The organism is Streptococcus sp. 20925_1_77 (genome assembly GCF_041432125.1).
Taxonomy (GTDB): domain Bacteria; phylum Bacillota; class Bacilli; order Lactobacillales; family Streptococcaceae; genus Streptococcus.
The window spans coordinates 69,156-91,373 of the sequence record NZ_JAPVZB010000001.1; the positions used below are offsets into that span (position 1 = coordinate 69,156).

The following is a 22,218-nucleotide window of genomic DNA, read 5'->3' on the forward strand; positions in this document are numbered from 1 at the left end:
AGGAATATTTAAATAAAATTCCTTTCTGTACCACTCCCTCATAGATTAAAAATTCTAACTAAGTTTTTTCAGTCGTAATAGTTTTTTTAGAGTAGATTGAACACACTTTTTAAAAGCTTTTCTACTATTTAGAAAGATTACATCTGCCTGATTTACTTTTTTATGATTCATTTTGCTGTCCTTAAGCTTCTCAACAATTGTAGAATAAACACTCTCAAGAGAATATCTTTCTTTCAAACTTGGAACAGCTTGTACTGCTTCAAGTTTCTCTTGATTAAATTGAGCAAGAGTATCTGAAATTGTTCTTGTTAATGCATCTAAATCACCCAAACGATACATATGGCCTTGCTCATTCATATATTCAAAAGCAGATTTATGTCCCGCATTATCTGACAAAATTGTTGGAATACCATTTAAAACAGACTCAACATAAACAAGACCAAACGTCTCCATTCTAGATGTAAAAACAGCTAAATCCTTATCAGTAATCTCCGACCAAGGATCATCTAAATACCCCAAAAATGAGATATTTTTCAAATCTTGCTCTGCAATATAATCATCACAGAGTTGTTTGTAATCCTCATCCCATGCGCCTAAAAATACAAGTTCAGTTCCTGCTCGATTAAGCATCTGAAAAGCTTTAATTAACTCAAGCTGATTCTTTCTCTGAGTCAAGCGACCAACCGAAACAATACGATGTTGGTCATTAGATTCAGTTTTTACATCTTCTTTTGGTTCAATTTGAGTATAAGGTGCAAAGGAATAAATCTTCCTATTTGGAAAATACTTTTCTAAATCCTCGGTTAAAGCTCCTGTTACAGCAAAGATTTCATCAGAAAACTTATCTATAAAGTCTAGTTTTTCTTTGAAGTAACCGAACTCCCCCTCAGGAAATTCATGGATTAACCAAAAATGTTTGACATTCTCGTAAGCTGCAGCAAGTGCACCTTGAAAAACATTGACTGTATTACTGATGACAAGGTCCACCTGGTTCTCTACAATAATATTGCGAATATCTTTAATATTCTTATTGTAAGAGTTCACTCTCATAAAATGATTACCTGGTGAGCCACCTGGTGCATCTTCCCACCACCATTTGACTGCTGAAAGACCATAGGTTTCAATTCCTGCATTCTGTAATGCTGTTTGATACTCTTCCTGAGATGACACTTTATAATCTGGAAAAACATTTAAGACACGATAACCTTTGTCTACTAGAAATTTCATTAAATTGACAATAGAAATTTCAGCACCATTATCCAGAGTCCCTGTTGGAGAAATAAATAGAACTGTTTTACTCATAGTTTTCACCTACATCCAATAATAAGGAATGATCAAAAAAATGGAAATAAAATAATTTACTAGTAATGCAACCGTTGAAATTTTTAAAACTTTATTTTGTGTGATTTCAAAATTACCTAAATTCGCTACTAAAGGTAAAAAGAGTATCAAAAATGGTGTAAAATATCTTCCTTGTGAGCCAACTGAAATCGAAGCACCATGGCCAAGAACAATAGGAGTCCATTGAAGATACATAACTGTTACTGTAGCAATAACTTGAATAGGAAATAACCAGGCTGCAAGAATTGAAAAATCTTTTGAAAAGAAATCTTTTTTTTCTGCTAAAAAGATCAAAAACAATACCGCTACATCAACAAAAATCAACCATAGAGGTAATTGCAATGTAAAGTTTCCTAAAAAACCAAAAATTCCTATTGTGAGAATGGAGTTTAAGTCTCCATTTTGCTTTGCATCTACAAGTGTATTTAACAGAACATGAATATAATGGAAGAAACCACCTTCATTTCGCATTAAAAATTGTAAAATGAAACCTATTGTTATAAGTAGTAAAAGATAAAAGACAAACTTATATCTAGAAACTATAAGCTTTAATGACTTAAAAGGTCTATTTAAAACTTTTAATACACCCTTAAATTCAAATGGTATAAAAGGTATCAAACCTAATAACAAAATATTATTTGGTTTTGTCGCTAGAAGCAAAATCGCAAGGCCTATCACTTGAACAAAATTACGATTGGTAAATCGTTTTGAATAAGCGAGATTCGTTATAAAACCAAGAGCCAGCATCACTTCCAAGTAATTCATCACATCATAAGACAGAGATGATGCTTGTTGGACCATAATAGGTAAAAGTGATATAAACATCAAGGCTGTCTTTCCATACTTGAAATAGCGTATTAAAAAGTATAGCCCAAGTATGTATGCTAATGCATTAAAGATACGCCCCATATAAATTATCATACCTACTGTGGGACTAATCCAACTTCCAATCGTCATTCCAATTAATTGAGGTATAAAAGAAATTGTTTTGAGACTAATACCGAATCTAAATGGCTCATTCTTCATCTCAATTTTACGTGCTAGAAGCTGTTTATATTCCCTTGGTTTAACTTTATCATTACTTGGGATCTCATCCATCCACTTAAAGGAAGTCTCCGTTGGTTTGTGTAAAGTCTCCCAAGTCATACGCGCATGATTCATTTCATCTGGTACACGATTAATAGGAAACACAATCATAAATGAGAAAATAAAAATCGTTGCTAAGATGAAAAATATATTTTCAACTTTTATCTGTTTAATTCTGTTCAAAATAAGTCACCATTTCATCTTTCTTACTTAAGGTACAATTTTCAAGGACTGCTCGATAAGCTGATTCTGCTAACTTTTGTCTTGATTCTGGAGCTAAAACCAAAGCTTCTAGCTTGTCAAACCACTGATCATCAGTAGCTAACAGGCCTGTCTCACCATCAATAACCATATCCGAGAAAGCTCCTATCTTGCTTGCTACTGTTGGCACTTTCACCAAAGCAGCTTCAATCCACTTAATCTCAGATTTGGCACGATTAAAGATAGAATCCACAAGCGGTGCCAGGTTAATATCAACCTCGCTAATCAAGGCAGGCAGTTTATCCCAGTCCACATAATCGTGAGTGACAATTTGATTTTCAAAGGGCTTCATATCTTTTGGAATATCAAGAATTCCGACAATATGTAATTGAACATTACTATATTTCTTAAGCAGTTGCTTAATAGCTGGTTTAATCAATTCAAAATTCTCATTATGACTAATTGAACCAGAAAAATAACCAATCTTAACCACGTCTGAGACTTGAGAATAGTCCTTAAGAAATTGACTACTGATAGAGATTAACTCATCAGAGGCTAGATTACGATTCAGCAAAACCTTGCTTTTATACTTCTTCAACTCCTCTTGCAACTGATTCGTTGAAGTAATAGCACCATCACAGTTCTCTAACATATAACCGTAATTACGAACTCCGGCATCATAATTCCCTTTTTTAACCGGATCAAGACCTTGCGTATAACTCAATTGGTCCGTGTAAACCGTATCAAATACCAAATCATCTATATCAAAGAAAACAGGTTTTCCATAATCCTTAGCCAAATGACAGAGACGCAAAAGTTCAGGTGAGATTGGTGACCGATATATGATAATATGACTTGCATTATGAGCTTGAGTCAATTCGAATTCTGATAAATTTACTACCTTAACTTCAAATCCATGTTTCCGTAATTGTTCTGCCTTGTTCAAGACACGATAACGGGTACATTGCGGAATAATATTTTCAACCCCATCAATCAATAGAATATATTGATCACGTGGAACCGCCTTAAATTTATTCACAATATCTTCCAGAATCGACACTGGGTAGTCTGTTTCTTCTGCAACAAACTCTAACAAGTCAGGGACTTCTGAATCACGATCCAGACCTTGCCACAAGAACTGGTCTTCATCATAATTTTTCAGAGCCGTGTATTTCACCAAAGGACTACCTGCTTTGAGCATCTTAAGCGGGTGGATATACATGGCAGAATCTTCGTATTCTTGCACGACCGCATCATAACGATAACCTAAATCAGCAAAATGCTTGGTAAAACGTGTCTCATGTCGACCAATAGCTTTATCACGAGAATCTGTATCCGTCAAGTGTGTCCAGTACTCATAAAAGTCATCATCGTTTAGCATGAGCTTTTCAATAACTAGGAAATAAGATTGAAGATGCTTAGGAATGTAGCCATAAGGATTCTCCTTAGTAACATCTTCTTGCTCTTCTCCAAAAGAAATTCCCCAGAAATCTAGCTGCTTGTCAGCCATTTCCTGGAATACTTGAGACAAATCTCTCATCGGACCAATGTTAGTATCATTCACCAAGAGGAGCTGGTCATAATCTTTAAGCTTATCTTTACCAAAGGCAAAAATCCCTTCTCTAAAGGCCGCAGTATCATATCCCTTGTTATCACGAATCAAAACCTTACCGTAGACCCCAAGGGTATTAATATCATCATCGTGAAGCTGTCCATTGACAACTACAATAACATCATCTACCAATGGAGCTAAGGCTTGTAAGAAACGTAATTTGTATTCTTGTAAACGATTTTCAGATTCAAAAATGACATAGACTAGTGCTCTTTTACCAGTAAATGACAGAGCAGACCGTTGGCTATTTCTAAGACAACGTAACCGACGAACCTTAAGTGGGGTCACATGACGACGTAATCTAACAATTTTCTCCTTTGTAGCATTTAAATAAGACTTGATTTTTCGTGGATTTTTTAATAAAACCTTCGTAATTTTAATAGGTTTAATCAGAGAATTCCCTATACGATACGAAAGAGAACTTCGAATCAGTTGTATTTCTTTACGAGCCTCTTTCAATTCTACTACTTGCGTTTGACTCTTACGATGAAGTTGATTCTGCTTTCTTTGTAATTCTTTTACATATTCAGAAACATCATTATGGTGACTAATTAAACTTTCTAAACGATCTTCTAAAGTCATGAGATTATCACAAACTGCTTTATAAACCTCATGAGGAAGTTTATCCAAATACTTCTCAAGGATCTCAAGATATATTTCATAATGATATTTGACTGAATTACGTAAAGAAATAGATCCTGTTTCAAATACTCGATAAAATAACTTTGTATTTGGTTGGTAACAAGCTTTAGCATTTCTATTAATTACAAGATTTAAGAAAAAATCATAATCTTCTAATTTTTTTCCTGATAAATGTTCATCATATCTGATTTCACCAAGAATATCTTTTCTAACTAACGAACAATTGGAAATATAATTTGCTGTCAAAAAGCTATATATTTCAAAATTTCTAGCTTTTAAATAAATTTCATTTTTTTCAAAATCAAACAAATCACAATAAACAATATCCGCCTGTTGATTTATTGCACATGAATAAAGTTCTTCTACATAGTCATCTGGCAAATAATCATCACTATCAACAAAGAGAAAATATTTTCCATTAATAAGTTCTATACCTTTATTCCTTGTTTTTACAACCCCCATATTCTTATGAGATTCAAACCTTACCTCGAAAGGCGAGTCCTTTAAAGTTTTAAGAATAATCTGCTTAGATCCATCTGTAGAACCATCGTCCAGAACAATTAGTTCGATATTCTGATAAGTCTGGTTAAAAACACTACGTAAACATTGCTCAATATACTTTTCGTGATTATAACAAGTTACAATCACAGAGATTAAATTTTTCATTATTTCCGTCCATTTTGTTTAACAAAACATCAATTAGTATCTGATAACTACTAATACTACTGTACTTCGAGGATTGCTTTCTAGCAATCTTTAAAAGTATAATCAAATTAATTATACTATATTTTAACCAAAAAAGAAAAGCAGCTCTACAGCTACTTCTATTTTTCAAAACAAAAAATTAATTATTCGTCTTCTGACTCTTCACATATTGTCTCATTAGCAACTTGGCCATCCATTTAGGCCAGAAGAGTTCATACATGTATAGATCTTCTTTACTACGCGTATTGTCTGCAATAGTTTTTGATGTTTCAGACTCTCCATGGATACGGTGGCACATGAGCTTGTCAGATACATAAGCAAAACGACCTTTATATTCGCTGATCTTATACCATGCGTACCAATCCAAACTCACTCTCATCCCTTCATCAAAAAAGAAATTCTTCAAATTCTCACGGTTATAGGTAACTGCAGGACAACAAATCGGATTTCCAAAAGCCATCACACGATTGCGCCAGAAATGACTTGCTGGAAAAAGATTCATGGTTTTTAACATTAAGGTTTTGATCTTCAGATTTGTATTAGCAGAAATTTCATGGCCGTCTTTTTCTTCAAAATAATCAGAATATCCGATTAAAACATCAGAATTCCTTTCCATTTTGCCCAATACTTTCTCAGCATATTTCGGATCATAATAATCATCCTGATGAGCGATAGTAGCATACTTCGTCTCTACAAAAGACATAGCATTGTTCCAATCCTTCCCAATTCCTCCACCTTGTTTGGTATGAAAGGGAATATCGTAACGCTGACAAAGTTCTTTAATCGAGTCCAGTGGTGTTGAACTATAACAGATAATCTGTGATTGGAGAGTTTGATTCTTCAAAGATTGAATACAAGCTTCCAAGTATTCGCTCTCTCCATAAGCACAGATCACCCAAGTATGATTACTGTTCATCATTCTCCTCTTTCGTTTCTACATGACTTTTTAAAATAGATAATTCTTGAACTAAATGCTTTATCTGCTCTTTTTGTTTTGACAAGGTCATGGTTTGTAAAAAAGCGATAACTAATAAGAAAAATATAGCAAGCGACAGTAAAAAATTCGATGTCAATTCAAACCCAAGTAAACTAGCAAAATAGCCAGGAATAACATCAAAAATAGAGATGATAATCATGACCAGACTGATGACAATCCACATGAATGCCTGTTCAAATAAAATATTATTCTTATTAATATTTCTAATGACTAGATAAAGGAAAAAGATGGAAGCTACCAACATCACAAAAGATAAAACTGACATTATTCACTCTCCCTCATAAAGGCTGCAATAACAATCGACGAACACACTTCAAGCATATATCGAATCGATTTAATTGGCGTAATGGAAGAAACACCACCAGTACGTTCAAACATATTTGCTGGTCGTTCAACAACTCGATATTTACGTTTCAAAATATGAACAATAGTCTCTGGTTCTGGATATTTGATTGGATAACGCTTAGCAAACTGTTTAATAACATTTTTATCAGCCAAACGGTAACCCGAAGTTGTATCTAAAACTCTTTGTCCAGTTGTCCATTTGATAAGATTGGAAATAACACTAATTCCGAAGCGCCTCATAAAAGTTGTTTGAAATTCAGACTTAACATCACCAACAAAACGAGAACCAATAACTAGATCTGCTTCATTTTTTCGAATTGGTTCTAGCAAATCTGACAAGGATTCAATATCATGCTGGCCATCGCCATCAAATTGAACTGCTACATCATAGTCATGCTCTAGTGCATATTTATATCCTGTTTGAACCGCACCGCCAATTCCAAGATTCATTACGAGATTAACAGCATTAAAATGATTCTCTTCCAGAATATGTTTTGTCTTATCTGTTGATCCGTCATTGATAACCACATAGTCCAAATCAAAATCAACCTTTTTACGGTAATGCGAGATACTTGTTACCGTGTCAAAAATACTTTCCTCCTCATTGTAGGCAGGAATTATCATTAATACTCTCAACTACTTCTCCTTTCCTTTACAGTAAAATCTCGAAAACAGTGAAACTAATCTTAAATGTTCTAAAGTTCTAAAAGCCATTACCGAAATAACTGTTTGAATTCTTTCTCCAGTTATCTCAGAAGATAATGGTGTTAAATTTGAATCAATTTTTTCTTTAGAAATCCATTTCTTAATTCTTCTATATTGATCCATAAATGACGAACTTGAAGCTGCTCTTCCAGAAAAGAGTAAGTACCAAATGTAATATCTCTTTATAAAATAGCGAATATATTTTGAATCGCCAGCAACTTGAAGCAAGTGACTTAAGAAATACACAATATCTATTTTGGGATTAAATCCTCTTTGAGATGTGTTTGAGATACTCTTCTCGTTAAAAAACCAATTATAGCCGTTATAATCAATAATTTTAACTTTTTCTGTCAAATTGTAAGCAGTCAAAGTAAAAACAATATCTTCACCTATTGGATAATCAAAAAACTGGATATTATTATCTATCAAAAATGAAGTTCGATAAATACGTGCCCAAGGTGCAACGACTATATACTTAGACCATTCAGATTGTGTTAAATCTTGCTTAAAAAGTGTTTTCATTTCCTGATTAACACGCTTATAACCCCCAAGAACAATATCTAGTTGTTCTTGATCTATTGCATTATAAAAACGCTCTAAATAATCTGAATCAACAAAATCATCATTATCAATAAAGACGAGATACTCGCCCTTAGCAAGTTGTATACCCTTATTTCTAGTTTTAGCAACTCCCTCATTTTCTTTATCTATTACTCGGATAAAATCATTAGCATCCGCATACTCTTTAATAACTTCTAAACTATTATCAGTAGAGCCATCATTTATAAGAATAATTTCAAAATCTGTAAATGACTGATTCAGAAGAGAATCTATACATTGTTTAATTCCCTCTTGTGCGTTATATACAGGAATTATGACTGAAACGGTTGGATTAAACATACTATACTTTCTATCTACTATTTTTTATAAAATTTCAGAAGGTAAGAAAATAACCTTGTTGAGATATTAATTCCAAAAATCGAAGTAAAGATACCTGTCATTTTAAATGATTTGTTATTTATATGACTTGAATTTTTCAACAAATACTTATATTGAATTAGTAAGTTGCGTATTTCTTTATTAAATAGATATGGCTTAACATAAGGTAAAATCGAAATATAAGAAATTGTAAAATAGGTATTTAAGGCTTTACGTTTAACTTCAGAAAGTGACTTTTCATCAGATAAACCTCTACTAATTCCCACAAGAGTATCTAAAACATTTCTTTCTTTCACTACATTTGTTAAACTTCCAGCTCTGTTCTGACGATACATATACTGAGTGCTAGTAATTACAGAAAAACTTTCCATCATTTTCATTATCGATGAACAGTACAAACTATCTTCAGAGACTAAATCCTCAGGAAAACTTAACCCCTTATTAATTAAATCCTTTGAAATACATTTATTCCAATTAGGGCCATTAAATAAGCCAAAATTAGTAGCTTCATCTAAGTCTTTTAACCGAGATATCGGAGATTCTTTAATTTCTTTATCGTAATAATAACTATAACCGAAAATAATAACATCTACAAGTTTTATAGTAAGCTCACTAGCAATCTGTTTTAAAAAATGACTATCACTCCAAAAATCATCGCCATCTAAAAACAAAATATAATCACCCGTAGCTCTCTTCATTCCAGTATTACGTGCTTTCGAAGCACCACCGTTAGATTGGTGAACTACATTAATTTGCTTAGATTGTGTCAATAGTTCATCTGCTACTTTACCTGTCTCATCAGTTGAACCATCATCTACAATTATAATTTCATAATTATCATATGTTTGTATAAGAATACTCTCTACACAGTTTTCTAGATAATCTGCCACATTATAAGCTGGAATAATGATAGAAAATTTCATGTCAATTATTTTTTCCTTCTAAAGATTGTATATGGGTTTGTTACAAAATAAATTACTAGTGAAGCAAGTAGCCATGCGATCATTGCACAAAGAAATGAAAGTGAGGCTCCAAAAATTTCAAATTTTGACACTAGAGGCTTGGCAGTTAAGATTGACACAATATAACCCACAATAAAGGAAATAACCAAAAAATGTTGCTTCCTAAATATTGTCAAAATATTATCACATACAGTTGAAAAAGTACTTGCAATTCCTCCAAGCAACAAGACGATAAAACTCGTCTGATACTGCTTAAGGTTAGTCCCGTATACAATATCCAAAGCTGGGATGGCTATAAAAGCACCAATTAGAAATATTAATGTACAAGTTCCAAATAAAATCTTGAAGAGATTATTCTTGTAAGTGACAAAATGAGAAATCTTCTTTTCTTCTAAAAAGACTGCAAGTTGTGTAATCATTGGTCTAAGAAACACAATCATAAGATTCATGGCAAAAATTGGTGTAAACAAAATACTAAAATCTCGCTGAACACCATTTCCAATCAAACCTTGATTAAAAATATCATTCAAAGCATATTTAGGCTGATTATAAATTGAGACCAACAAAAAAGCATTAATAAATAAAGGTAAACAATCTTTCAACACATTGATAATATTACTCAACCTAACACTCTTAAGATTTAAGCGATGGAAGACTTTTGAATTAGGATAATCAAATAGAGCAATAAAAATAAATGAACTGATGGTTTGTGCGATCACAGACCACAATAGATTTTTAGAGATAACTAAAGTTAAAGCAAATACAATTGTTGAAATGGTATTTCTCAGGAAAAGAGACTTCCCTGCAATATCCAGACGTTCTTTCTGCTGAAACAATCCTTGAAAAACATCTGATAGGGCTTCACTAACTCGGAAAAAAGATACCCAAAAAATTATCCCTACATTTGAGTGAGTATTAATATTAAAAATTAAATACGTCACTAAAAGAAGAACCATTGCAACATTAGAAATGATTCTTGTGACAAAATAGGTGTCAAAAGAATACTTTTCTCTTATATCTGTTGCTTGAAAATCTCTGACTTGAAAACTTGCTACAATAACAAAGAGGTTCGCAATTGCATAGGCAAAACTATAGGTATCCGCTGAAGCACTATTTAAAGCACGTGTAACAATAAAAAGAAGTATAACTGAAACAGCAGCTGAAGACAGACTTCCTAAAATATTCCAGAAAAACACCTTTTGGGCAGTTACTTTTCTCAAGTTTTTCTACTCACTTTCTATAAGCACATTCCATTAATTATACCATAAAGACAATAAAAAAGAGAGTAGCTTATGATATACTCCCAATATTATGATTAGTAATAATACTGGTTTGCTGCGGCCGAAAAAAATATGTTTGATATTTCAATAGTTAAAATTATTACTACATTATTTAAAATTTCCAAAAAAACAAAGGGAAATGTTTCTTCTAATCGAGAAACAGTCCCCCTTAATTTACTTTATTTTCCACTTTACAAATTATAATGAAATGGACATAGACACAAATTGCAAATATTACAAAATCCCATTAATTTTCAGATTCATTAGTCTATTACTTGTTATATTTAACAATCATACTTTGAACAAATTTTAGAACTCGAGTAATGACGTAGGTGATAAAAAGAGATTGTAAAAACAAAAAAATGACTATAAAAGGAAATTTTGGTAAGATGTTTGCAAAATCTCCCCATTTCTCAACTATTTTAGGATACCAATATAAATCTCCAATCACAGATAGTAAATAAATAGGAAGAGTGTTCTTAGAGATAAATAGGACAACTTTTTGTAGCCAATCATTTTTAATATCTACTCGTAGTTGAATAACAGAATAAAAAATTAATGAAGACAATAGAAATACTGGAAGAACACCGTATTCTATTCCAAAACTAGATCCTGATATTACTGATAATCCCAAAACACTTAATATATCGAGAATTAAAATGACTAAAAAAAGTTCTTTAATAGTTGACCTCTTCTTAGAAGAAGCAATAAAAGCACCAACAAGATAATATGTAATAGGCCAGAGTCCCTTCCAATAATCAGGAATTAGGTGAGATACAATCATAAAAATTTGCTCATTGTTATTAAACAATGAAAGAGTGGCTGGGAAAATAGTTAATAATACTAGAACACCTAATACAATAGCTTGATTTCTACGATTATTAAATGATTTGAAACCTGCATTTAAAAATGGAATCATTATATATAACCCAATATACATATTTACATACCATGCATAGTGGCTAAAGGAAAATATATTTACTAATAACTTACCAAGATAATCTATATTAAAAACTCTAACGTCGAAAAAAGTATAGATAGAAGTGGCAAGACAGTAAATTCCAATTACTGGTAGTAATTTGATAAAGTAAGTTTTACTATAAGTCTTATCTTTCATTAAATAACCTGTAGTCATGATAAATATAGGAACACAGGTCATAAAAATCATCCAAATAAAAGATGATAAAAATATACTTTTAAAGGTATAGGGACGACCATAATAATTGGTATGAAGAAAAAAATGCACAGCTACTACAAATACTATTGCAATACATTTTAGTATATCTATATTTAGTTTTCGCTCTTTCATAAATCTCCTTATTGTATTACCGAATGAAAAGATGGTTTCGCACCATCTTTCCATTTTAATTATTTCACTTCTTGTTTGTAAAACTCTTTCAAGGCATCTTGCCAAGTTGGAATAACGAATCCTGTAGCCTTAGCCTTAGCCAAGCTCATCGTTGAGTTCAGTGGACGTTTCGCTTTAGCTGGGAATTGGCTGGAATCCACTGGCTTCACTTCTACATCAGTATCTTTGAGGATTTCAACTGCAAAGTCATACCAAGTTGTATCTTCTTCAGCATCATTTGATAGATGGTAATAACCATATTCTTTACGGTTTTCAGCCAAATAAGTCATAAACTCTGCGAGAGTACGGGTCCAGGTTGGACGCCCGTGTTGGTCATTAACGACTGTAAGTGTTTTGTGAGTCTTCGCAAGGTTTTGCATGGTGAAAACAAAGTTCTTACCGTAGTTTCCAAAAACCCAAGCTGTACGGATGATATAGAAATTAGACACATGCTTCTCAACCAATTCTTCCCCCATACGTTTGGTACGACCGTACTCTGTTTGAGGATCTGGTTGATCGTCTACTTCCCATTCTTGTCCCACTGGTTTTTTCCCATCAAAAACGTAGTCGGTTGAGATATAGACCAAGGTTGCACCGTGTTTTTCAGATGCCTTTGCTACATTTTCCGTACCAGTCACGTTGATGGCGTAGTCCAACTCTTTTCCTTCGTCTTCTGCCGCATCCACTGCAGTGTAAGCTGCACAGTGGTAAACCAAACTTGGCTTCACTTCTGCGAACACTTCGTCTACTTTCTCAGCATTTGTGATGTCCATTTCCACTACGTCTACTGCTACATACTCTTCGTTGCGTTCGTCAAGAAGGTGACGAAGTTCAGTTCCGAGTTGGCCATTTGCACCTGTTACTAGAATCATAATTTTCTCCTTATGTTTAGATTTTCAATTAAGAGCCTGTTTTATAACTTTAAAAAAACTATCAATTTTCTAACACTTTTTTACATCTATTAGATCGTGTTAAAAAGACACCGAATACGATTAACCAAGAAAATGTTTCAATACAATATCCTAAATATTGCAAGAAAGTCTTATGGTAAGAAATCGAGATATGTCCTGGTTTATTTATTTCTATGTAAATCTTACCATCATTTAAAACTTTTTTATTTTCATTTGGTTTCCTCAGTTTTTGATTTTCTCGATTTTCTTGAGCGGTGAATGGACGAGTTTTCATCACTGCTTTAGAACCAGAGGCACCTCTCGAATAGTCTACTTGGTAGCCTTTATACCATATTAGAGGAACAACAAGACTACTCCTATTTATATTATTTTTAAAATCTACATCAAATTCTAAAAGATTATAACTTTTCTTAATATTAGAAATAGTTAGTTCTCCATCATCCGAGAATTCTGAAAATTGAGGATCACGCACATGCACATTATCAACATTTATATTATAATACTCGTCTCCACTGGTATCAACAAATTTCGTCTTGTCTCCCATATATACTGCTTTTAACAATTCCTCACTAAGTTTATTTTCATTTTGCATTTGACTATAGGTCTTCGATGAACTAAAGTACTGTGGTAAAACTTGGTAATAATAAAAAGTTAAACTAGCCATACATAAAAGAAATGGTAGAAAACCTTTTACATTTGCAAAAGCTAAAAATAAAATAAATATTAATGGTATAAAAAACAATAATCGTCCAGAATATTGCATGCTTCCTAGGAAGGTCTGTTTCAGCATAGAATTCCAAGGTAAAACACTAGTAGCAGAGAAGTACAATATCCAACAACTAAGAAAAAGTGTCTTACTAAGGGAAGTCATACGTCGATATAGTAAAAAGACTATAAAACTTGAAATGAGCAATCCTATACTTATTAAATGATGGATTGGCCATTCTAGTGGAGTGAATGGCTTATAAAATCCTGAGTTGTCTCCTTGAAATGGATAAGGTACAGAGAAAGTATCATTTACATTAACAGGAAAATTTCTTCCTAACCAAGAAAAGAGAAAATGTTGAGAAGAAACTTGCTCTATGTATTGCAAGATGTATCCAGCAGATAGAAATAAGGCAATCAAAACCGATAATATAAATGAAACTAACTTTTTCACGCTTATCATATTGAAATTTAGTAATAAAAAGATAAAAGAAAAAATGGCTAATATTATCGTGGAAAGTATATGAGTTTGAATTAATAATGCTACTACAATGCCTAAATATATTGGATTTCTTCGGTTTAAGAAAAGTATTCTATAAATTGAATAAATAAGTAGAGGAACTAACGGAACTACCATTGTCATACCATACCCAAATAATGTATAGTAACACGGTACTGTAATTGCAGTTATAATTCCTAACATTTTATTCTTAGAAATTTTTTCAACCACAAAATAAACAGTGATAAGTGTAGATAGTATAATCAAATGGGCAAATATAGAATAAGATACGTTACCATTTTTTGTGACCATATATACTAATGCTGATGGATAAAATTGCCAATTTCCATAAAACATAGGTGAGGCATAGCCTGTCCCATAGGCGTATATATAATTCAGATTTGGAAGAAAATCCAGATGTCTTATAGACTCCGAAAGTCCAACAATCCTAGATAAATGAAAAACATAATCATATGTCCGACTTTGAAAATTTATTAAGTTTAAAGATAAAAACGTAAATACTATTGAGTAAGTAATTAAAAATAGATAGTAAACTCTATCACTAATCAAATTACAGAAATTATTTATTGATTCAAATTTTTCTTGAAATCGTTCTACAAATTGTAAATGAGCAACCTTATCAAAAAAAACGTCAATTTTATCATTGAAACTAGATAATGTTTTTTTAAGTATCCTAATCATCACTTTTCTCTTTCACAACATAAACTGGCCGTTTCTTAGTTTCCATGAAAATCTTACCAACATATTTCCCTAAAATTCCAATGGTGAGTAATTGGAAGCCTCCAAGGAAAAGAATCACTGTCATGAGGGATGGCCACCCAGAAGTTGGATCTCCAAACACTAAAGTGCGGATCACAATCAAAATAACCATTATAAAGGCCAAAATCCAAGATAACAGTCCACCAATAAAGGCAATGTTTAGTGGGGCGTCTGAGAAGTTAACAATCCCTTCAATCGAGTATTTGAAGAGGGACCAAAAATTCCAAGACGTCTCTCCTGCCACGCGCTCAACATTTTTGTATTCTAGGTATTCTGTTTCAAATCCTACCCAGGCAAAAATTCCTTTTGAAAAGCGATTGTATTCTGATAACTCTAGAATCGCATCGACCATGGGACGGCACATCAAACGGAAATCACGCGCACCGTCGACCATTTCTACTTGACTGATATGATTGATCAATTTATAAAACATCCGTGCAAAGAATGAGCGAATCGGTGGTTCACCATCACGGGTTACGCGACGGGTTCCGACACAGTCCAATTCTGAGTTTTCATCCAATTTTTGCTTCATTTGAACCAATAACTCAGGAGGATCCTGCAGATCCACATCCATGACAGTCACGTATTCACCACTAGCACGCTCAAGCCCAGCATAGAGTGCTGCTTCTTTCCCGAAATTCCGAGAAAAAGAAAGGTAATGCACATTTGAATCTGTAACATGTAACTTTCGAAGCACAGATAGCGTACTATCGGAAGAGCCATCATTTATAAAAATATATTCAAACTTTTCTCCCATCTCCATCCGAACACGTTCCATCGCTTGATAAAATAATGGAATCGATTCTTCTTCGTTAAAACATGGAACTACAACTGATAGGGTCATTTCTTACTCCTTGACTTATTCACTTTCTATTGTAACAAAAAACTCTCATAAACCCTAGTATTTTTCACCCTGCCCCCTTTTCATGGTATAATAGAGTGAATCGATTACGGAAGGACACCTTATGTTAAAGCTGGGAATTATTGGTACGAGTTGGATTTCACATGAATTTATTACAGCTGCTCATCAGACAGGCCACTATCACTTGCAGGCTGTGTATTCGAGAAAGATGAAGACTGCTCAAGAGTTTTGTGAGCCTTATGGAGCGATCTCTTGCTACACGGATTTCATCGACTTCTTAGACAGTGAACTGGATGTGGTCTACATTGCTAGCCCCAATTCTCTTCATTTCGCTCAGGCCAAGCTTGCTATTCTGGCCAAGAAGCTTGTCATCATTGAAAAACCCGCTGTGACCAAGCCTTCTGAATGGAAGGAACTGGTCAAGCTTGCTAATGAGCACCAGGTCTATCTCTTTGAAGCTGCTAGAAATTACCAAGAAACAGCCTTTCAAGTGGTTAAAGACTTCCTCTCTAATCAGGAAATACTAGGCGCCAACTTTACCTTTGCCAAATATTCTTCCAAGTTGCCTGCTCTTCTAGCAGGTGAGATACCCAATATTTTCTCAGATGTCTATGCAGGTGGGGCCTTGATGGATCTGGGTGTCTACTGCCTCTACCTGGCCATTGGCTTCTTTGGAGTTCCAATCTCCAGCCACTACACCGCTCAGCATTTACCCAATTCGGTTGATCTCTATGGTCAGGGTGTCTTGATTTATCCAGAGTTTCAGGTTGCCATTCAGGCGGGGAAAAATATCACCAGCCATTTACCTGCTGAAATCTATACCAAGACTGGAACGCTGACTCTAAATGCTGTAGCAGCTATCAACCAGGCCCAATTTGTCAGCCATTCTGGTGAAGTCATCGATCTTCCTCTCACGCCTTGTAGTCATGTCATGCAAGAAGAGGCGGAAGCCTTTGCCCGTGCCATAGCTGGTCACAAGGAGGCTGCTTATCTCGAATGGTTACAAACGGCTGCGCAGGTCCATGAAACCCTCTACCAGATGCGTCAGAGCGCTGGAATACAATTTAAGGATGAAAAAGAATGAAAGAACAATTTCCACAAAGCTGGAAAGATCAGCTAGAAACACTCGGATTTGATACATTCACTGAAATTCAAGAGCAAATCTTCACCCCTATCTATGAAGGAGAAAATGTCCTTGGGATCAGTCCTACCGGTACTGGTAAGACACTTGCCTACCTCTTTCCAAGCTTGCTCAAACTCAAACCGAAGAAGGCCCAACAACTCTTGATTCTAGCTCCTAATACAGAGTTAGCAGGACAAATTTTTGATGTCACCAAGCAATGGGCAGAGCCTCTTGGGCTCCAGACCCAACTCTTCCTGTCAGGATCCAGTCAAAAACGGCAAATCGAACGCCTCAAAAAAGGACCTGAAATTCTAATTGGGACGCCTGGTCGGATCTTTGAACTGATCAAGCTGAAAAAGATCAAAATGATGAATGTGGAAACCATCATTTTAGATGAATTTGACCAATTACTGGGTGATTCTCAGTACCACTTCGTCGACAAGATCAGCCACTATGCTCCCCGCGACCACCAACATATCTACATGAGCGCCACAGCCAAGGTTGATCCAGACCAATTAGAAGAAAATACCCTTCGCATTACGGTTGATGGAGTTTCTTTGGACAATATCCAACATTTTTATATGCAAGTGGATCGGCGTGACAAGGTCGAATTGCTCCGCAAACTCGCCTACGTCGAAGATTTTCGTGGTCTGGCTTTTTTCAACAGCCTATCTGATCTGGGTAGTGCTGAAGAAAAACTACAATACCGGGGTGTTGAGGCCGTGTCGCTGGCTAGTGATGTCAATGTCAAATACCGCAAGGTCATCCTGGAACGCTTTAAAGACCATCAGCTAACCCTCTTACTGGCCACCGATTTGGTCGCTCGTGGAATCGATATTGAACATCTTGAATGTGTGATTAACTACGATATCCCCCGTGATGTAGAGACCTATACCCACCGTGCTGGTCGAACAGGTCGAATGGGGCGTGATGGCTATGTGATCACCTTTATCACCCACCCAGAAGAACTCAAATCCTTGAAAAAATACGCTTCTGTTCGTGAACTTGTTTTAAAAAATTCCGAACTATTTTTAAATGAATAAGAAAATCCTCTGCTAGTAAATTTACTGCAGAGGATTTTTACGTTAATTTCCATTGTAATAAATGCGATGACTTTCAAGTTGATAATCCAACAATTCATCTACCGTTACAAAGGTATAGCCTTGTGATTTAAGGTAGTCAAGGACGGTCGGAAGAGCATCAATTGTGGTTTGATGGATATCATGCATGAGGATAATCGAACCCGGTTTGACTTCTTTTTTCACTTCATTAAGAATAGCCGTCGTATTATGAGTTTTCCAATCCAGGCTATCCACATCCCACATAATGAAGGACTGGTCTACACTGTATTGGATGGCGTTATTGATGGCTCCATACGGAGGACGCGTGATCTTAGTTTGAACGCCTGTCGCTTTTTGAATAGCTTCTTGGGTATCCAAGATCTCTTTTTTAGCATTATTCAAGCTCAATTTTGGCAATTGAGGGTGATCCCAGGTATGGTTCCCGATTTGATGACCTTCTTTGCGGACTTGCTTAGCAATATCAGGATTCGCACTGACATTTTTTCCGACCATAAAGAAGGTAGCTTTAGCATTGTATTTCTTCAAGATAGCCAGCGCCTGAGGAGTCGTCGTTGGATCCGGTCCATCATCAAATGTCAGGGCAATCATCTTACGATGGCGTTCTTCAATATAGGATTGGTAAGAAGCTAGATCATCAGGAAGCAAGCGCTCTGTATCAATCACATCATAGAATTTAGATAAGGGAACAGTAAATGTATCGTCTCCTTTAACCTTGCTTGGAAATGGAATGGTGAAATTTCCTTTTTCATATTGGAATTCCCATTGGCTCAAATCCAACTCTGAAAAATGAGTAACTATTTGATCAATACTCACTTCATCCAACTGACGAAATTCCAAATTCCCTCGTAGTTCCTCCAAAAAGATCTGCTTGGCTCCATCTGGATCTGCAAAAACTTGGCTCAGGGTCAGAGGATTGCTCTCATCATCCAAGTAAAAGAGAGGCAACTTCACCGTCTCATCTTTGATGAATTTTCCTTTTTTGTACTGGTATTCAGCCCGTTTGATTTGGATAGGATGATAACCAACAAAAGGAGCTTCTGCTTCTTCACTATGGTAGAAGGTCAGATGTTTAGGCTCCTTGGTTTTCTCATCGGTTCCTAGACGCTGAAGGTCTTCTTGGATCTTCTCTTTAATAATCTCAACAGGCTGTCCATCCTTAGTAGGATAAAAAGCAGTCACATAAGAAGTTCCTAAAATTCCTTCTTGAACCTGGGCATCTTTTCCTTTTTCAGAGCTTTTCTCTAGTTGGGTGACCTTGGAAAACTGATCCTGATAGGCTTTTTGTTCACGAAGCCTTTGAATCTTTTGATACCCGATATACAAAAGACTCAGAAAAAGGAGATTTATAATGATTAATAAAATAGTTTTCGTGTGTTTGAATCTCATTACTTTATTATAGCAAATTTCTCTCGAAAAAACATTCCTTTTTTGTAAATGGTTTCATAAAAAAGAGAGAGTGGGACAGAAATCGGTAATTCGTTAGAATTCGATTTCGTCGTCCCACCTCCGCACAGTCTCCGCACAGTTGAGTAGGGCTGTAAAAGCTGATGAAATCAGCGTAGTAGAGCCCACTCAACCACTGTGTCTTGCTCGACAATCCAAAAATAATTGAGAGGCTAGGACTTTTGTCCCAGCCCCCTAATTTTTAATCACTCTTATTTTTCACGAATGACTTCTACTTTATAACCATCCGGATCTACAACAAAATAGTAATTCGGTTGTGATCCTGGAAGACCTTTTGGTTCCGTCACTTCATAGCCTTTAGCCTTGTGTTCGGCATTCAAACCTTCTAGATCAGGAGTACTCAATGCGACGTGAGCATAGCCGTCTCCAATCACATAAGGACCATGATCGTAATTGTAAGTCAATTCTAACTCATAGTCATCTCCAGGCAGGCCTAAGTACACGATAGTAAACTTGTAGTCTGGGAAATCTTTCCGACGTTTTTCTTCAAAACCAAATGCATCTTGGTAAAAAGCGATTGATTTTTCTAAGTTTTCCACACGAAGGCAAGTGTGCAACATTTTTGAACTCATAGGTATTCCTCTTTTCTATTTTTAAAAAATTATCAACGATTTTTTTTACGACTTTCCGTCTTAATGGATAATTTCACTTCAAAGATGGTCCCTTTTGGTTTATTATCTTTGACTTGGATGGTCCCTTTGAAGGCTTCTACAATCTGCTTAGCGAGGGATAACCCCAAACCAAATCCACCTTTTTGACGGGTTCTGGCCTTGTCGACCCGGTAAAAACGATCAAAGATCCGTTTCTTATCCTCATCTCGAATCCCTGGACCATTATCCAGCACCCTCAAAAGTAGATTTTTGTCCTTCAATTGAACTTCAAACTGGATCTCGCCATCTTCATCGGTATATTTCAAGGCATTATCATAGAGAATGGTCATCAATTGCTTGAGAAGCGTTCTATCAGAACAAATGACTTTGTCCACCTGATTGTCTCCTCGGAAGAGTTTGCCATTTTCTTCTGCAATGATCTCAAAATTCGAGAAGGTCTGATCGAAAAAGCTTGGTTCGATCTCTTCCATCTCCGGCTTCAAGCCATCATCTCTTCGGGCGATATTGAGAAGGTTGGTGGTCAAGAGCTTCATATTTCGCACTTCATCCAAGCTAGATGCAATGCTCTCGCTTGACTCCATAATGGTCGCTTCGGGCTTTCTAAAAAGCGTTTCGAGGCGATTTTGAAGGACTGCTAGAGGCGTCCGTAATTCATGTGAAGCATTTTCCACGAATGCCTTTTGCTTTTGCATACTCTCAAGAAGAGGCTTAACACTGAGACGTGCTAGGAAGAGACTAGCGAATAAGGAGATTCCCCAGAAGCAAATCATGACGAGTGCGATCTGGCTCTCGTGCTCCTCACTGGTCTGTTCTAGCTGACTGATATTGGTCATGACAACCGCATACTTGACGTCGCTATCTCCGTCATCAGACAAGCCCAAATCCGTCATGTAAGCCCGGTAACTTTCTTTTTTCCCGTAACTATTTGTGATTTGGAGTTGGGAAACCTTGTTAAGCAATTTACGACCAAAAGTTACAGTTTTGAAGTTTAAAAACCCATTTCCCGTTGTTAAGTTTTGATATTTTTTGTTCAGTAGAACAACAGTGGTATTGGAAGTAACGTCTCCTTTTGGTTCCGATTTATCAGGATTAGGCATCATCATCTCATGCTCATCACCCTCTTTGGAATTAGACTGTTTCTGATCCCGGTTGGCAATAGCTATAATGGAATAAGGATCCTGACTAAGAGTCTTAAGGTTCTCATCGACCGTTGTATAGAGACTCGAGCGCATGACCTGAATAATAATTAAGGTCATGGCTGAGAATATCAAGGTGAAGAGACCAAAATATCGGATGAAGTAAGAAAAGTCATCTTCTCCGACTGTTTTCTTAATCCTTGTTAGCATCTTTTAAGATATACCCCACACTGCGTAATGTTTGCAAGCTCTCAACAAAATCAGTACCTTTTAATTTCTTACGGATTTTTGAAACATAGACTTCAACCACTGAGATAGTTGTGTCACTGTCAAAGCCCCAGAGACGATCGAAGATCTGTGTTTTCGGAAGGATGACATTTTGGTTTTGAAGGAAGTAGACCAAGAGATCAAATTCCTTCCCAAGAAGTTCTACTTCCTTATCGTCCACGTAAGTCGAATTGGTAGATAAGTTGACCTTCAAATTGCCATAATTGAGGGTGTTTTCATTGACCTTGCCTGAGCGCTTCAAGAGAGCTTGAATCCGCATCTTAAGCTCTTCAAGATAGAAAGGCTTGGTCAGATAATCGTCTGCACCTAGCTCAAAGCCGTGCCCTTTGTCATCCAGACTTTCTTTAGCTGTCATGATTAAAACAGGGGTTGTCACGCCTTTTTCACGCAATTCTTTCAAGACATGGAAGCCGTCTTTTTCAGGAAGCATGAGGTCCAGCAGAATCAAATCATAGATCCCGCTTTCTGCTTCGTAAAGACCTTCTTCTCCGTCAAAGACCTGCATAACGTCCGCAAAATCATCTAAAAAATCAAATACTGAATTTGATAAACCAAGGTCATCTTCGACCAATAGAATTTTAATCATCGTCGTAT

Annotated in this window: 19 protein-coding genes and 1 pseudogene; 2 read left to right on the plus strand and 18 right to left on the minus strand. The window is 35.5% G+C overall.

Going from position 1 to position 22,218, the window contains the following annotated elements; all coding sequences use genetic code 11:
- Positions 1 to 54 precede the first annotated feature (54 nt).
- The 13 genes from O3626_RS00380 to O3626_RS00440 form a co-directional block, all read right to left on the minus strand.
- On the minus strand, positions 55 to 1,302 hold the full coding sequence (locus O3626_RS00380; RefSeq protein WP_371494541.1) for a glycosyltransferase: 1,248 nt from the start codon (positions 1,300 to 1,302) through the stop codon (positions 55 to 57).
- 9 nt (positions 1,303 to 1,311) lie between these two features.
- Positions 1,312 to 2,610, minus strand: coding sequence for a DUF2142 domain-containing protein (locus tag O3626_RS00385; RefSeq protein WP_371494543.1), 1,299 nt, complete (start codon positions 2,608 to 2,610; stop codon positions 1,312 to 1,314).
- Positions 2,597 to 5,548: a rhamnan synthesis F family protein gene (locus O3626_RS00390; RefSeq protein ID WP_371494545.1), complete on the minus strand. Its 2,952-nt coding sequence runs from the start codon at positions 5,546 to 5,548 to the stop codon at positions 2,597 to 2,599. Before O3626_RS00390 ends, O3626_RS00385 begins: the two co-directional genes overlap by 14 nt.
- 178 nt (positions 5,549 to 5,726) lie before the next feature.
- The gene (locus tag O3626_RS00395; protein WP_371494547.1) at positions 5,727 to 6,503 is read right to left on the minus strand and encodes a glycosyltransferase family 2 protein; all 777 of its coding nucleotides are present in this window, start codon (positions 6,501 to 6,503) and stop codon (positions 5,727 to 5,729) included.
- Positions 6,493 to 6,849: a DUF2304 domain-containing protein gene (locus tag O3626_RS00400; protein ID WP_371494549.1), complete on the minus strand. Its 357-nt coding sequence runs from the start codon at positions 6,847 to 6,849 to the stop codon at positions 6,493 to 6,495. The genes O3626_RS00395 and O3626_RS00400 overlap by 11 nt, the downstream gene beginning before the upstream one ends.
- A complete protein-coding gene (locus O3626_RS00405) occupies positions 6,849 to 7,565 on the minus strand; it encodes a glycosyltransferase family 2 protein (RefSeq protein WP_371494550.1) in 717 nt (238 codons plus the stop codon). Before O3626_RS00405 ends, O3626_RS00400 begins: the two co-directional genes overlap by 1 nt.
- Positions 7,566 to 8,534: a glycosyltransferase family 2 protein gene (locus O3626_RS00410; protein ID WP_371494552.1), complete on the minus strand. Its 969-nt coding sequence runs from the start codon at positions 8,532 to 8,534 to the stop codon at positions 7,566 to 7,568.
- A 17-nt stretch (positions 8,535 to 8,551) separates the two neighbouring features.
- Positions 8,552 to 9,496, minus strand: a complete 945-nt coding sequence (locus O3626_RS00415; RefSeq protein ID WP_223344599.1) for a glycosyltransferase family 2 protein — start codon at positions 9,494 to 9,496, stop codon at positions 8,552 to 8,554.
- Positions 9,497 to 9,501: 5 nt separating this feature from the next.
- Positions 9,502 to 10,755, minus strand: a complete 1,254-nt coding sequence (locus O3626_RS00420; RefSeq protein ID WP_371494554.1) for a polysaccharide biosynthesis C-terminal domain-containing protein — start codon at positions 10,753 to 10,755, stop codon at positions 9,502 to 9,504.
- A 331-nt stretch (positions 10,756 to 11,086) separates the two neighbouring features.
- Entirely contained in the window at positions 11,087 to 12,124 is a 1,038-nt protein-coding gene (locus tag O3626_RS00425; protein ID WP_371494556.1) for an acyltransferase, read from the minus strand.
- A 59-nt stretch (positions 12,125 to 12,183) separates the two neighbouring features.
- A complete protein-coding gene (rfbD, locus tag O3626_RS00430) occupies positions 12,184 to 13,035 on the minus strand; it encodes a dTDP-4-dehydrorhamnose reductase (RefSeq protein WP_049496057.1) in 852 nt (283 codons plus the stop codon).
- A 61-nt stretch (positions 13,036 to 13,096) separates the two neighbouring features.
- Positions 13,097 to 14,980: a hypothetical protein gene (locus O3626_RS00435; protein WP_049496060.1), complete on the minus strand. Its 1,884-nt coding sequence runs from the start codon at positions 14,978 to 14,980 to the stop codon at positions 13,097 to 13,099.
- Positions 14,973 to 15,902, minus strand: a complete 930-nt coding sequence (locus O3626_RS00440) for a glycosyltransferase family 2 protein (RefSeq protein ID WP_371494559.1) — start codon at positions 15,900 to 15,902, stop codon at positions 14,973 to 14,975. The genes O3626_RS00435 and O3626_RS00440 overlap by 8 nt, the downstream gene beginning before the upstream one ends.
- A gap of 121 nt (positions 15,903 to 16,023) precedes the next feature.
- On the opposite strand from O3626_RS00440, the gene O3626_RS00445 reads away from it, so the two are divergent.
- Both O3626_RS00445 and O3626_RS00450 read left to right on the plus strand, forming a co-directional pair.
- Positions 16,024 to 17,004, plus strand: a complete 981-nt coding sequence (locus O3626_RS00445) for a Gfo/Idh/MocA family protein (protein WP_371494561.1) — start codon at positions 16,024 to 16,026, stop codon at positions 17,002 to 17,004.
- On the plus strand, positions 17,001 to 18,086 hold the full coding sequence (locus tag O3626_RS00450; RefSeq protein WP_371494563.1) for a DEAD/DEAH box helicase: 1,086 nt from the start codon (positions 17,001 to 17,003) through the stop codon (positions 18,084 to 18,086). Before O3626_RS00445 ends, O3626_RS00450 begins: the two co-directional genes overlap by 4 nt.
- Before the next feature lie 42 nt (positions 18,087 to 18,128).
- Here O3626_RS00450 and O3626_RS00455 read toward each other — a convergent pair whose 3' ends face one another.
- The 5 genes and pseudogenes from O3626_RS00455 to O3626_RS00475 form a co-directional block, all read right to left on the minus strand.
- Positions 18,129 to 19,511 carry a polysaccharide deacetylase family protein gene (locus tag O3626_RS00455; protein WP_371494565.1) on the minus strand — a complete coding sequence of 461 codons (1,383 nt, stop codon included), beginning with the start codon at positions 19,509 to 19,511 and terminating at the stop codon, positions 18,129 to 18,131.
- A pseudogene (locus tag O3626_RS00460) lies at positions 19,511 to 19,701 on the minus strand (hypothetical protein). Before O3626_RS00460 ends, O3626_RS00455 begins: the two are co-directional and overlap by 1 nt.
- A gap of 79 nt (positions 19,702 to 19,780) precedes the next feature.
- Complete coding sequence (locus O3626_RS00465) at positions 19,781 to 20,161, minus strand: VOC family protein (RefSeq protein ID WP_371494567.1); 381 nt, start codon at positions 20,159 to 20,161, stop codon at positions 19,781 to 19,783.
- A 32-nt stretch (positions 20,162 to 20,193) separates the two neighbouring features.
- Positions 20,194 to 21,546 carry a sensor histidine kinase gene (locus O3626_RS00470; protein ID WP_371494569.1) on the minus strand — a complete coding sequence of 451 codons (1,353 nt, stop codon included), beginning with the start codon at positions 21,544 to 21,546 and terminating at the stop codon, positions 20,194 to 20,196.
- On the minus strand, positions 21,530 to 22,210 hold the full coding sequence (locus O3626_RS00475) for a response regulator transcription factor (RefSeq protein WP_003003305.1): 681 nt from the start codon (positions 22,208 to 22,210) through the stop codon (positions 21,530 to 21,532). Before O3626_RS00475 ends, O3626_RS00470 begins: the two co-directional genes overlap by 17 nt.
- Between the last annotated feature and the right edge of the window lie 8 nt (positions 22,211 to 22,218).

Excerpts from the sequence above, each read along its gene's own strand:
- O3626_RS00380 (WP_371494541.1), bottom strand. The coding sequence starts at position 1,302 with ATGAGTAAAACAGTTCTATTTATTTCTCCAACAGGGACTCTGGATAAT.
- O3626_RS00390 (WP_371494545.1), bottom strand. The coding sequence starts at position 5,548 with ATGAAAAATTTAATCTCTGTGATTGTAACTTGTTATAATCACGAAAAG.
- O3626_RS00395 (WP_371494547.1), bottom strand. The coding sequence starts at position 6,503 with ATGAACAGTAATCATACTTGGGTGATCTGTGCTTATGGAGAGAGCGAA.
- O3626_RS00400 (WP_371494549.1), bottom strand. The coding sequence starts at position 6,849 with ATGTCAGTTTTATCTTTTGTGATGTTGGTAGCTTCCATCTTTTTCCTT.
- O3626_RS00410 (WP_371494552.1), bottom strand. The coding sequence starts at position 8,534 with ATGTTTAATCCAACCGTTTCAGTCATAATTCCTGTATATAACGCACAA.
- O3626_RS00415 (WP_223344599.1), bottom strand. The coding sequence starts at position 9,496 with ATGAAATTTTCTATCATTATTCCAGCTTATAATGTGGCAGATTATCTA.
- O3626_RS00425 (WP_371494556.1), bottom strand. The coding sequence starts at position 12,124 with ATGAAAGAGCGAAAACTAAATATAGATATACTAAAATGTATTGCAATA.
- rfbD (WP_049496057.1), bottom strand. The coding sequence starts at position 13,035 with ATGATTCTAGTAACAGGTGCAAATGGCCAACTCGGAACTGAACTTCGT.
- O3626_RS00435 (WP_049496060.1), bottom strand. The coding sequence starts at position 14,980 with ATGATTAGGATACTTAAAAAAACATTATCTAGTTTCAATGATAAAATT.
- O3626_RS00440 (WP_371494559.1), bottom strand. The coding sequence starts at position 15,902 with ATGACCCTATCAGTTGTAGTTCCATGTTTTAACGAAGAAGAATCGATT.
- O3626_RS00445 (WP_371494561.1), top strand. The coding sequence starts at position 16,024 with ATGTTAAAGCTGGGAATTATTGGTACGAGTTGGATTTCACATGAATTT.
- O3626_RS00450 (WP_371494563.1), top strand. The coding sequence starts at position 17,001 with ATGAAAGAACAATTTCCACAAAGCTGGAAAGATCAGCTAGAAACACTC.
- O3626_RS00455 (WP_371494565.1), bottom strand. The coding sequence starts at position 19,511 with ATGAGATTCAAACACACGAAAACTATTTTATTAATCATTATAAATCTC.
- O3626_RS00465 (WP_371494567.1), bottom strand. The coding sequence starts at position 20,161 with ATGAGTTCAAAAATGTTGCACACTTGCCTTCGTGTGGAAAACTTAGAA.
- O3626_RS00470 (WP_371494569.1), bottom strand. The coding sequence starts at position 21,546 with ATGCTAACAAGGATTAAGAAAACAGTCGGAGAAGATGACTTTTCTTAC.
- O3626_RS00475 (WP_003003305.1), bottom strand. The coding sequence starts at position 22,210 with ATGATTAAAATTCTATTGGTCGAAGATGACCTTGGTTTATCAAATTCA.